This window comes from Streptomyces venezuelae (assembly GCF_008642335.1).
Classification (GTDB): Bacteria; Actinomycetota; Actinomycetes; order Streptomycetales; family Streptomycetaceae; genus Streptomyces; species Streptomyces venezuelae_F.
The window spans coordinates 7,760,814-7,772,132 of record NZ_CP029191.1 but is presented as its reverse complement, the minus strand read 5'-3'; the positions used below and the strand labels follow the sequence as shown (position 1 = coordinate 7,772,132).

General features: G+C 73.0%; 11 protein-coding genes. 6 read left to right on the top strand and 5 right to left on the bottom strand.

All coding sequences use genetic code 11. The features are described 5' to 3' along the window. The first annotated feature begins 373 nt into the window (after window positions 1-373). The 5 genes from DEJ49_RS34605 to DEJ49_RS34585 all read left to right on the top strand — a co-directional run bounded on the left by DEJ49_RS34605 (window position 374) and on the right by DEJ49_RS34585 (window position 5,705). Window positions 374-1,891, top strand: coding sequence for an ABC transporter permease (locus DEJ49_RS34605; protein ID WP_223833121.1), 1,518 nt, complete (start codon window positions 374-376; stop codon window positions 1,889-1,891). Between the two features lie 101 nt (window positions 1,892-1,992). Continuing rightward, window positions 1,993-3,360 carry a nitrate/sulfonate/bicarbonate ABC transporter ATP-binding protein gene (locus DEJ49_RS34600; RefSeq protein WP_223833120.1) on the top strand — a complete coding sequence of 456 codons (1,368 nt, stop codon included), beginning with the start codon at window positions 1,993-1,995 and terminating at the stop codon, window positions 3,358-3,360. Then, window positions 3,357-3,602 (top strand): hypothetical protein, encoded by a 246-nt coding sequence (locus DEJ49_RS34595; protein WP_150187760.1) that lies wholly within the window; start codon window positions 3,357-3,359, stop codon window positions 3,600-3,602. The genes DEJ49_RS34600 and DEJ49_RS34595 overlap by 4 nt, the downstream gene beginning before the upstream one ends. A 120-nt stretch (window positions 3,603-3,722) precedes the next feature. Continuing rightward, window positions 3,723-4,457, top strand: a complete 735-nt coding sequence (locus tag DEJ49_RS34590) for an endonuclease/exonuclease/phosphatase family protein (protein ID WP_150187759.1) — start codon at window positions 3,723-3,725, stop codon at window positions 4,455-4,457. 141 nt (window positions 4,458-4,598) lie between these two features. Then, window positions 4,599-5,705 (top strand): hypothetical protein, encoded by a 1,107-nt coding sequence (locus tag DEJ49_RS34585; protein ID WP_150187758.1) that lies wholly within the window; start codon window positions 4,599-4,601, stop codon window positions 5,703-5,705. Between the two features lie 42 nt (window positions 5,706-5,747). On the opposite strand, the gene DEJ49_RS34580 is transcribed toward DEJ49_RS34585, so the two are convergent. Continuing rightward, a complete protein-coding gene (locus tag DEJ49_RS34580; protein WP_150187757.1) occupies window positions 5,748-6,386 on the bottom strand; it encodes an HD domain-containing protein in 639 nt (212 codons plus the stop codon). Between the two features lie 102 nt (window positions 6,387-6,488). On the opposite strand from DEJ49_RS34580, the gene DEJ49_RS34575 reads away from it, so the two are divergent. Further along, window positions 6,489-7,505 (top strand): GlxA family transcriptional regulator, encoded by a 1,017-nt coding sequence (locus tag DEJ49_RS34575; RefSeq protein ID WP_150187756.1) that lies wholly within the window; start codon window positions 6,489-6,491, stop codon window positions 7,503-7,505. A gap of 121 nt (window positions 7,506-7,626) precedes the next feature. Here the strand turns inward: DEJ49_RS34575 and DEJ49_RS34570 are convergent, their stop codons facing one another. The 4 genes from DEJ49_RS34570 to DEJ49_RS34555 all read right to left on the bottom strand — a co-directional run bounded on the left by DEJ49_RS34570 (window position 7,627) and on the right by DEJ49_RS34555 (window position 11,315). Next, entirely contained in the window at window positions 7,627-8,127 is a 501-nt protein-coding gene (locus DEJ49_RS34570) for a hypothetical protein (RefSeq protein ID WP_150187755.1), read from the bottom strand. 611 nt (window positions 8,128-8,738) lie between these two features. Further along, window positions 8,739-9,689, bottom strand: a complete 951-nt coding sequence (locus DEJ49_RS34565) for a universal stress protein (RefSeq protein ID WP_150187754.1) — start codon at window positions 9,687-9,689, stop codon at window positions 8,739-8,741. Between the two features lie 105 nt (window positions 9,690-9,794). Further along, on the bottom strand, window positions 9,795-10,037 hold the full coding sequence (locus tag DEJ49_RS34560; protein WP_150187753.1) for a DUF397 domain-containing protein: 243 nt from the start codon (window positions 10,035-10,037) through the stop codon (window positions 9,795-9,797). Window positions 10,038-10,148: 111 nt separating this feature from the next. Further along, complete coding sequence (locus tag DEJ49_RS34555; RefSeq protein WP_150188681.1) at window positions 10,149-11,315, bottom strand: thiolase domain-containing protein; 1,167 nt, start codon at window positions 11,313-11,315, stop codon at window positions 10,149-10,151. Between the last annotated feature and the right edge of the window lie 4 nt (window positions 11,316-11,319).

Sequence of the window (11,319 nt, the reverse complement as noted above, 5' to 3'; positions counted from 1 at the left end):
GAGGCGTTCAGGTCGCTCAGGTTGTCTTCAGCGTCATGGCGCGATCCTTTGGGGGCCGGTGCGAGAAACGCGCTGCCCGAGGATGTGAGGAGGTGGTCGTTGTGCTCTACGGCGACCCTCCCAGTCGCGTGTCCCGCTGCTCCCTGCGTGTCGTCACCGCCGGACAGCAGCGGCGGACCGCCGTCTGACGTACTCGTACACCGTCGCGGCGGGCTTCCCTTCCTTCCCCCCGGGCCCTTCCGCGCGCGGTGTCCTCCGCGCCGTGCCGCCGAGCCGCCCACGCCGTAGCGCCGTCGTGCCCGCAGAGCATTCGGGTTTCCCATGTCCAAGTTCCGTCAGTTCCCCTCCCGCGGCGCCGTGCGCGTCGCTGCGGATGTTCGCCGGGCTCGTGCCCGCCGTGCTGTTCACGTTCGTCTTCGGCACGTGGGCGGCCCGCTCGCGGCGTGTGGCGAAGGTGATCGTGCCGGTCATCGACATCCTGCAGTCGGTGCCGGTCCTGACCTTCCTCAGCATCACCGTCACCGGTTTCATCGCGCTGTTCCCCGGCTCCGCCCTGGGCCTCGAACTCGCCTCGGTCTTCGCCGTGTTCACCGCGCTGGTGTGGAACATGACGATGGCCTTCTACCAGTCCCTCATCACCCAGTCCACGGAGCTGGACGAGGCGGCCCGGCTGATGCGCCTCACCCGCTGGCAGCGGTTCTGGAAGGTGGACGTGCCCAGCGGCATGATCGCCCAGGTCTGGAACGGCATGATCAGCTTCGGGGCCGCCTGGTTCGCGCTGTCCGCCTCCGAGACGATCAGCGTCAACGGCCGCGACAACGGGCTGCCGGGCGTGGGCTCCTACGTCGCGCAGGCCCTGGACAACGGCGAAGGCACGCGGGTCGCGCTCGCCGTCGTCGTCATGGTCGTGATGGTCGTGTCCGTGAACTTCTTCTTCTGGCGGCCGGTGACCGCCTGGGCGGAGCGGTTCCGCACGGAGGACTGCGAGCTCGCCGAACAGCCCCGCAGCCGGTTCCTCGCCCTGCTGCGCCGCTCCACGGTTCCTTCGCTGCTCGGCCGCATGGCGCGGCCGGCCGGTGAGCGGCTCGACCGTGCCATGCGTGTCCTCGGCACGAGCCCCGGGCGGCTGCACCACGACCCGGTGCGCCGCAAGCGCGCCGACACCGTCTTCCATGTGCTGTACGGCGTCGCGGTCGCGGCCGTCCTGTGGCAGGCCTGCACGTACATCCTGGACAACGTCCCGGTCGGCGAGATCGGGCACGCGGCCTGGCTCGCGCTGGTCACGTACGGCCGCGTGATGATCCTCGTGGTGTTCTCCACGCTCGTCTGGGTGCCGGTCGGCGCCTGGATCGGCATGAACCCGAGGGTCAACCGGATCGCCCAGCCGATCGTCCAGGTGCTCGCCTCCTTCCCGTCCAACTTCCTGTTCCCGCTCGCCGTCGTGGTGCTCGGCGCCTCGGGCATCTCGCTGAACTGGGGTGCCATCGCGCTGATGGCGCTCGGTGCCCAGTGGTACGTCCTGTTCAACGTGATCGCCGGCGCGAGCTCCATCCCCGGTGATCTGCGCGAGGCCTCGGACGACCTGGGGCTGCGCGGGTGGCTGCGCTGGAGGAAGTTCATCCTGCCCGCGGTCTTCCCGTCGTACACGACGGGTGCGCTTGCCGCGTCCGGCGGCGCCTGGAACGCGTCGATCCCCGGCGAACTCGTCAGTTACGGCACGACGACGCTGACCGCCGTCGGCATCGGCACCTACATCACGCAGGCCACGGACTCGGGCGACTTCGCCCGCAACTTCCTGGGCGCCGTCCTGATGAGCGTCTACGTCGTCGTCATCAACCGGCTGCTGTGGCGCCGCCTCTACCGGTTCGCGCAGCAGCGGTGCGCGCTGTGACGGCGCGCCGCCACCCGTACCGGGCCCGAGCGCACCGGCTGCGCATGCGGCGCCACTGCCGCCTCCACCACTCCCTCACCCCGTCGCCGAGGAGCGATTCCGTGCACACCACCTCAGCCGTCACCGACCCCGCGGTCATCACCGTCCGCGGACTGCACAAGCACTTCACCTCCCCCGACGGCGGCGTGCTGCCGGTCCTCCAGGACATCGACCTGACCGTGCGCGAGGGCGAGATCGTCGCGCTCCTCGGCACATCCGGTTCCGGCAAGTCGACGCTGCTGCGCCACATCGCGGGTCTCCGCGCCCCGTCCGCAGGCACGGTCCACTACCGCGGCACGCCGGTGAACGGCCCCAACCCGGGCACGGCCATGCTGTTCCAGTCGTTCGCCCTCATGCCGTGGCTCACGGTGCAGCAGAACGTCGAACTCGGCCTCCAGGCGCAGGGCGTCGACCCGATCGCGCGCCGGGAACGGGCCCTCGCGGGCATCGACATGGTCGGCCTCGACGGCTTCGAGAACGCCTACCCGAAGGAGCTCTCCGGCGGCATGCGCCAGCGGGTCGGCTTCGCCCGCGCCCTGGTCGTCGAGCCGGACGTGCTGCTGATGGACGAGCCGTTCTCCGCCCTCGACGTACTGACCGCGCAGACCCTCCGGCACGAGCTCACCGGACTGCTCACCCGCCCCGGCAGCGCCACCCGTACCGCTCTCCTGGTCACCCACTCCATCGAGGAGGCCGTCCAGCTCGCCGACCGCATCCTGATCCTCGGCACCGACCCCGGCACCATCGAGGTCGAGCTGCGGGTGGACCTCCCGCGCCCCCGCAACCGCCGTACCCGCGGCTTCGAAGCGCTCATCGAGGACGCGTACGAATCCCTGACCGGCGAACGGGCCGAACTCCCGCCCACCCTCGGCACGCACGACCCGCTCCGGGCCGCCGCGCCCCTGCCGCACGCCGACGTGGAGCAGCTCACCGGACTCCTGGAAGAGCTCGACGGCCGGGGCGGCTCGGTGGACCTCCCCTCGCTCGCGGACGCGCTGAACTACGCGGTCGACGACCTGATGCCGCTGGTGGAGGCGGCGGAGACGCTCGCCTACGCCCGGATCAGGGCGGGCGAGCTGCGGCTCACCACCACCGGCAGCGGCTTCGCCCGCGCCGACATCCTCACCCGCAAGCGCCTCTTCGCCGCGGCGGTGCTGGCCAACGTCCCGCTCATCGCCACCATGCGTACGCTCCTCATCGCGTCCGGCAGCGGGCGGCTGCGCGAGCACCACGTCACGGAACGGCTGTGCGCGAGCTCCTCGGAGCGGGCCTCGCGGCAGCAGCTCAACACCGCGATCACGTGGGGGCGTTACGCCGAGCTCTTCGAGTACGACGCCCGTGACCGCGTCCTGCTGCTGCCGCGCGAGGACCACGCGGCGGGACACGCGGCAGGACAAGCGGCAGGACAAGCGGCAGGGGACAAGCGATGACGTCGCGCGAGTCCCTGCGGGTCGCCGTCGCCCTCGTCGCGGTCTCCGCCGTCCTGCTGGCCGCGGTGACCGCGCCGGTGCCCGGGACGGCGCAGCTGCTCTGCGGCGTGCTGCTCGGGGCGTCGGTCACGGCGGTGGCGTTCGCTCTGGCGGGCTGGGGCGCGGTCGGGCGGGGCGTAGTCCGTCGGAGCCCGGTCTGTCGGAGCGTGGTGGGTCGGCGCGCCGGCAGCGGCGACTTCTGAGAGGGCGGCACCGACGACGCGCAACGCCCTCGCCGCCCTGCTCCTCACCGTGCTCCTGGTCTTCCCTGGCGTGGTGCCCAACACGCCGGGGCACCTGGGGAGTCTGGTGGAGACCGCGCTGTGTTGGTCGGCACCTTCTGCAGAGCCACCACATCGGCGTCGGCGGCGAGGATGTCGCGGGCGACGTCGCGTGGCGCGGTGCGGTCGCCGCCGACGTCGACCCCCTTGCGGGGACGGCTGCGGGAACGGCTGCGGGAACGGCGCACCGCCGCCCACGCCAGCAGGAGCGGAACGCCGAGGCCGAACCACGGCGCCCTGAAGACGTACGAGCGGGAGCTGCACGGCGCCTATCCGCACCACGCGGCGGGCAACACGCTCGGCCTGTGGTCCCGGTATCCGCTGCGCGGAGTCGAGAGGCTCGACCTGGGCGGTGCCTGGCCGCACGCCATCCGGGCCGTCGCCCGCACGCCCGTCGGCGACACGGCGGTGTACGCGGTGCGGGTGCCGTCCGTACGCGTCACCTTCCGCGACGGCTTCACCGTGCGGCGGCGTGACGCGAGCGCCGCCCGGCCGGCCGAGCGGGTGGCACGGGACCGTACGCGACACGTGGTGGTCCTCGACGACCTCAACGGCAGCCTGCGGGACCGGGGGCTCGCCCCGCTGACCCGCGGACTGCGCCCGGCGGGCGGCGGCGGGTCGGGCCACGGCCAGGGCTTCACCTGGCCCGCCGCGTTCCCCGTCGTCCGGCTCGACCACGTCCTCGTGCGCGGCCTCGCGCCGACGGGGGCGACGGTCCTCCCGGACCTGGGCAGCGACCACCGGCCGGTCCTCACCGGACTGCGGTCCGTCCGGTGAGCGTCCACGAAGCCGTCCGGAGGAGCCAGAGGGCCAAAGGCCCCCGCCTTGAGGACTTTTGGCGCGGCGATCGAGCGCTCCGGACTGTGACGATCAAGGTGTAGCCGAAGATCATCCGTCACCGTGAGAAAGGGTGCCCCGATGACCTCCCTCTCGGACACGGACAACCCGCTTGTCCACGGCTTCCTGCCGCACCGGCTCCCCGCGTCCCACCTGGCCGGAGGCTGGACGGCTCTGGACGCGCTGGCCCACGCGGCCGGCGCCGCTCCGTGCCGGGAGGAGGCCCGCCTTCTCGTCGAAGAGGCCTGCCGGACGACCGAGTTGCCCGCGCTGCGTCTCCGCGTCGCACGGCTGTCGGAGCACCGGGCCAGAGCGGCGGCGGCGCGTCTTGCGGTGATCGTGGCGGCCTGCGGGTGGACCGAGCTCGACCCGGCGTCCACCGGGGCCACACGTGTGGCGAACGACCAGTTCCTCGCCCTGTGGACGTCCCTGGCCCACCGCAGCGACTTCTCCCGGCTCGTCGGGCTGCCCACCCTGGCGCTCTTCAACTGGGCGCCGCTGCGCAAGCCGGGCCGGGCCCTGCCGGTCGACCAACTGGCCCGCACCGAATCCCTCGTGCCGATCGTGCGCTGGTCGGCGGCGGACCGGCCGCTGTCCCGCCTGGACCGGCTCATGCTGGCCACGGTGCGTCTGGAGGCCCACGGGATCTGGCTGTTCCGGCTCGCGGAGACACTTGCGGGCCGCTCTCCCGGAGACCATTCCGTCTCCGTCGCGCTGCGCCGCATGACCCGCATCCAGCACACCCTGCATGGACAACTGCGTTCCAGCGCACTGAAGTTGGGCCTGGCACCCGCGTCCGGGCAGCAGTGCGCGGTGCTCTCCTCGCTGGCCGCGCAAGAGGCGTTGGAGCCGCCGGTGCTGCTCGCCGCCGACGCCGTCCTCGGCATGGGCGGCCGCATGGGGGCCGGCAGCCGGTGCCAGCAGCGCCGGCATCTCGCCGCCCGGCACCGCGCGTGGCTGTCGACCCTGGACCGCCGCAGCGCCGCCGTGCGCACCCTCGCGCACCGGCGCGGGGCGGACGCGGACGCCTACCGCGACGCCCAGGAGTCACTGGTCGCGCTGCGCTGCGCGTACGCGGAACTGGTACGGACCGCCGCGCAGCCCGCCGCGACGGGCTGCGCGGGACCGACGCATCGCATGACCGACGGCGTGCGGCGGAGCGGGCTGCCCGTCGACGGCGCGGCCTGACCCACCACGCCCGCCGGGCTCCGCACGGAGGCCCGCCGTCCGTCACTCCGGCCAGGCGGAGCCCTTGATGACCTCCACGAAGTCGCCGCGCTCGAAACCGGGCACGCAGTGGGCCAGCACGTCCGCCTTGACGTTGCCGAAGGTGGTCCGCGGGCGGTCCTTGATGCCGTCGGCGAACGCGGCGAGGATGCGGTTCTTGAAGTCCGGGCGCGGGTGCGCCGCGACCACGCCCGCGCGCTCCTCGTCGGTGACGGCGTCGTACCCGATCCCCAGGACGTCCAGTTCCACGCCTCGGGTCACCAGGGCCACCTCGGGGGCCATGTGCAGCGGGATCTCGGGGGTGGTGTGCAGGGCGATCGCCGTCCAGACGCGGTCCGCCCGCTCGTCCGTGATGCCGTGCCCGTGCAGGAAGCGGCGGGCCTCGTCCGCGCCGTCGATCTCGAAGCGCTGGTCGGTGCGGCGGAAGCGCTCGGTCAGTCCCAGGTCGTGGAACATCGCTCCCACGTAGAGCAGCTCCGGGTCGAAGGCCAGCCCTTGTTCCCGGCCCCGCAGCGACCCCCACAGGAAGACGCGCCGGGAGTGGTCGAACAGCAGCGGCGCTGCCGCGTCGCGCACCAGCTCCGTCGCCTCCTTCGCCAGGGTGCTGTCGGGGATCCGGATGCCCGCGATCGTCTCGGTCATGAGATGCGCCTTCCCTTGCCTGCTCGGTGGATGACTCCACCTTCGCCCGATGCCCTACCGTGTAGCCATGTCCATACAGCCACCCGCCCCACAGATTCAGACATGACGCACCGCGTGGCCTTCCTGGTCTTCGACGGCGTGACGCTGCTCGACGTCAGCGGTCCCGTCGAGGTGCTCCACCAGGCAGAACGGCTCGGCCTTCCCTACGAGACGGTGCTGGTGTCGCCGCGCGGCGGCGACGTCACGACGTCCTCGGGGCTCTCGCTGGCCGGGTCGATCGCGGCGGACGAGGTCGGCTCCGCGCAGGTCGGCCCACCGGACACCGTCGTGATCGCGGGTGCGGACCGGCTCGCGCTCCAGCCCCTCGACGACGACATACTGACAGCCGCCGAAAGCCTCGCCGGGCAGGCGGCGCGGGTCGCCTCGGTGTGCAGCGGCGCCTTCGTCCTCGCCGCGCTCGGCCTGCTCGACGGGCGCCGCGCCACGACGCACTGGCGGCACGCGGCGACACTCGCCCGCCGCCACCCGCAGGTCACGGTGGAGCCGGACGCCCTGCACATCCGCGACGGCCGGTACGTCACCTCCGCCGGCATCAGCGCGGGCATCGACCTGGCCCTCGGCCTCGTCGAGGACGACCACGGAGCGGACGCCGCCCGCGCGATCGCGCGCGAGCTGGTCGTCTTCATGCAGCGCCCCGGCGGGCAGTCACAGTTCTCCACGGCCCTCGCGACCCCGCCCGCGCGCAACGACGTGCTCCGCTCGCTGACCGCGTCCGTCCTCGCCGACCCGGCGGGCGAGCACACCCTGCCCGCCATGGCCGCGTCCGCCGCCGTCAGCACCCGGCACCTCGCCCGGCTGTTCAAGACCGAGTTCGACACCACACCGGCCCGCTGGGTCGAACAGGTCCGCCTCGACCACGCCCAGCAGCTCCTCCTGGACGGCCACAGCGTCACGGCGGCCGCCCGGCGCAGCGGCCTCGGCAGCGACGAGACGCTCCGCCGCGCCTTCGCCCGCCACCTCGGCACGACCCCGAGCGAGTACCGCAGCCGCTTCACCACCGCGCACGGACACGAAGCCTCGCCCGCACAGGAGATCCCGGATCAGGCACCGAAGACGTAACGCTCCCCCGCACGCACCTTCAGCGGAGCTGGGCCTCGAACCTCAGCCCGTTGTCGGCGAGTTCGCCTCGTACGGCGAGCCGGTCGCCGAGGGGTCCCAGTCGGCGGCGTACCCGGCGCTGTCAGCCCTGCTGGAAGAGCTCGGCGGGCAGCGGCTTCAGGAGTGCGTACAGGTCGTCGGTGATCGGCCGGTCCCAGGCGGCGATGGTCACCAGGACGTTGTCGCTGCGGTCGAACTGCACGCAGGAGATCCGGCTCTCGGAGAGCTTGAGGCGGCGCACGATGAGGAGGTTGTCGCCCTGCATCACCGGCACGTCCTCGCTGGACACGACCGTGACGTCCTCGTCGTTCTCCAGGGCGAGCAGCAGCTGGGCCACCTCGAAGGGGACCTCGCCCTCCGCGGTCTCGCGCGCGGGCGACCCCTCGGGGAGGTTACCGATGATCATCGCGGGGCCGCGGCCGCCGAACAGGTCGTAGCGCAGGAAGACGCCCTGGCAGCTGCCGTCGGGGGCGGGCAGGAGGCCCGCGCCGAGGTTGCCGGGCCAGTCACCGGGGTCCATGGCCAGGACATCGAAGTCCGGGCCCGCGGGAGTGGCGGAGCTGCGGCGGCGGAGGAAGGACATGCGCCCATGGTACGTGGCCTACGGGGCGTTCCGGCGCGGGGGCGGCCGCGTCCGGGGACGGCGGCGGACTGTCCGACCAGCGACGGAGCGACGCCGGCCGGCTCCGGCGCGCGGAACGTGACCCGGGCACGGCTCGGGGGCCCCTCGAAAGGTGGAGCCCCGGTGACCGAGGGTTCCGTACCGGCCACGGGCGCGGTGGCCTCGACGCGTTGCCTGCTGGTCGGCCCTGTCGAACTCCCGGCTGAGCCACCCGGGTTGACCGCCTGGCGGGGCCAGCCGTTGTACGCCGAGCCGCGCCACGCTGTCGTAGCCGCTGTAAGCCAGGCGTCCGACGCGTGGTCCGGGTTCCGTGCCGTTCCGTGCCACCGTGGGTGACGGCTTCGTCGCCCTGCTTGACCGAGCTCCAGCGCTTCTTCGTGCCTGGCGACGTCGCGAGGTGATCGGCGGGCTCCTCGCGGACAGCCCCCGGCTCCTCGCGGCCGGACGCGGGCGCCCAGAAGCGGCTCGCGCGGCTCCTGACCGACGAGTTCCGGTCGACCTCGGGCGGAGAGATGATGGTGCCCTTGAGCACGCTGCCACAGCGGACCCGCGCCCGGGCCCCCGACCACGAGCTAGCCGTTCTCCCCCGGAGTCTCCGGCGGTACCACCGCCACCGGGCACGCCGCGTGCAGCAGTACCGCATGGGTGACCGAGCCGAGGATGCGGCCGGGGGCGAGTCGGCGGCGGTGGCGGCCTACCACCACGAGGTCGGCGGCGTGTGAGGCGTCCACGAGGTGGCGGGCCGCGTCGCCCGGGGCGATGGACACGTCCACCGGGACGTCGGGGTGGCGTTCGCGGTACGGGGTGAGCACCTCGCCCGTGAGGTCCGTGTAGTCCCGTTCCGTCTCCTCGTCCGCGACGGCCTTCATCACGAACTCTCCGGCTGGCGTGGCGCTGAGCACCGGCCACGGATACGCGGCGACGACCTGCAGCCTCGCCCCGCGCCGCCCGGCCTCCGCGAAGGCGAACGCGACGGAGTGCTCGTCCGGCGCGGGCGCCGACAGGCCGAGGACCACACGCGCTCCGGCGTCCGGCGCCGCGTGCTCCGCGGGGCGCGGCACGACCACCACCGGGCAGGGCGCCTCGCGCGCGCACGCCAGGCCGTTCGAGCCGAGCAGCAGGCTGGCGAAGCCGCCCCTGCCGCGGGAGCCGAGGACCAGCAGGTCCGCCCCGGCGCCGAGCCTCGGCAGCTCGCGTCCGGGGCTGCCGTCCACCGTGACGAACTCCAGCTCGGGCAGACCGGCCCGGCCCACGACGGACTCGCGGGCCCAGTCCACCACCGGGTCGCTCTCACCGCGCTCGACGATGGCGGCGAAGGGGCCGTCGACCAGCGGCACGTCGTATCCCCGTACGTGCGCGATCCGCAGCGGCACGTGGCGCAGCGCGGCGGCGGCCAGCGCCCACTCCAGGGCGCGGCCGCTGCCGCGCGAACCGTCCACGGCCACGACGACGGGCCCACCGCCGTCCGGCTCGATGCCGCTCACGGACCCACTGCTCACGCTGCCGACCGGTTCGCTGCTCATGGCTTCAGCCTTGTGCAGTCCGGGGCGCGCGGCGAGAGTCGAAGGTCACGTGATCGACAGGGACCAAAGGCCGTCGCGGCCGCGTGCCGTGTCGGTGTCCGCGTGCTACGTCAGGTCGAACTCGCCCTCCCGGGCGCCATGGACGAAGGCTCCCCACTCCGCCGGGGTGAAGATCAGGGAAGGGCTCTCCGGGCGGTCGCTGTTGCGCATGGCGATGAAGCCCTCGACGAAGGCGATCTCGACGTCTCCGCGCCCCTCGCTGCTCGATCGCCAGTCCGCCGTGCTGAGGTCGAGCTCCGGCTTGTCCCAGCCCGCGAGCGGATGCTGCTGAGTGGTGCTGTCGGCCACGTCCGTGCTCCTCCCGAATGCGTCGGTCCGGCCGTCAGCCTAGCTTTCGCTCCGGGCGCCGGACAGGCCGCGGCGGCAGGTCCTCGGTCCGTCCGGCGCCGGCGGGTGCCGTCAGCCGGTGGGCGGTTCGGCTCCGACGAGCCACATGGCGAAGAACTGCGAGCCGCCTCCGTAGGCGTGCCCAAGTGCCTTGCGGGCGCCTTCCACTTGGTGTTCGCCCGCCTGGCCGCGCACCTGAAGTGCCGCCTCGGCGAAGCGGATCATGCCGGAGGCGCCGATGGGATTGGTGGACAGGACGCCGCCCGACATGTTGACCGGCAGGTCGCCGTCCAGCTCCGTGACGCCGGATTCGGTGAGCTTCCAGCCCTCGCCCTCCTCGGCGAAACCCAGGTTCTCCAGCCACATCGGCTCGTACCAGGAGAACGGCACGTACATCTCGACGGCGTCGATCTCCCTGCGCGGGTCCGCGATGCCGGCCTGCCGGTAGACGTCGGCCGCGCAGTCCTTGCCCGCCTGCGGCGACACGAAGTCCTTGCCCGCGAAGAGCGTCGGCTCGCTGCGCATGGCACCGCCGTGCATCCAGGCGGGCGGCCGGGGCGAACGGGCCGCGCCCGCACGGTCGGTGAGGATCATCGCGCAGGCGCCGTCGGACGACGGGCAGGTCTCCGAGTAGCGGATGGGGTCCCAGAGCATGGGCGACGCCTGGACCTTCTCCAGGGTGATGTCGTGCTCGTGGAGGTGGGCGTACGGGTTCTTCAGGGCGTTGCGGCGGTCCTTGTACGCGACGAGGGAGCCGACCGTGTCGGGGGCGCCGGTGCGCCGCATGTACGCGCGCACGTGCGGGGCGAAGAAGCCGCCCGCGCCCGCGAGCAGCGGCTGTTGGAACGGCACGGGCAGCGAGAGGCCCCACATCGCGTTGGATTCCGACTGCTTTTCGAAGGCGAGGGTGAGGACGGTGCCGTGGACGCGCGCGGCGACGAGGTTCGCGGCGACGAGCGCCGTGGAGCCGCCGACGGAGCCCGCCGTGTGGACGCGGAGCATGGGTTTGCCGACGGCGCCGAGCGCGTCGGCGAGGTACAGCTCCGGCATCATGACGCCCTCGAAGAAGTCGGGCGCTTTGCCGATGACGACGGCGTCGATGTCCGCCCAGGTCAACTCGGCGTCCCGCAAGGCGCTTTGCGCGGCTTCGCGGACCAGGCCCGCGATCGACACGTCACGGCGTGCGGCCACGTGTTTGGTCTGGCCGACCCCGACGACCGCCACGGGTTCCTTGGACACGGCC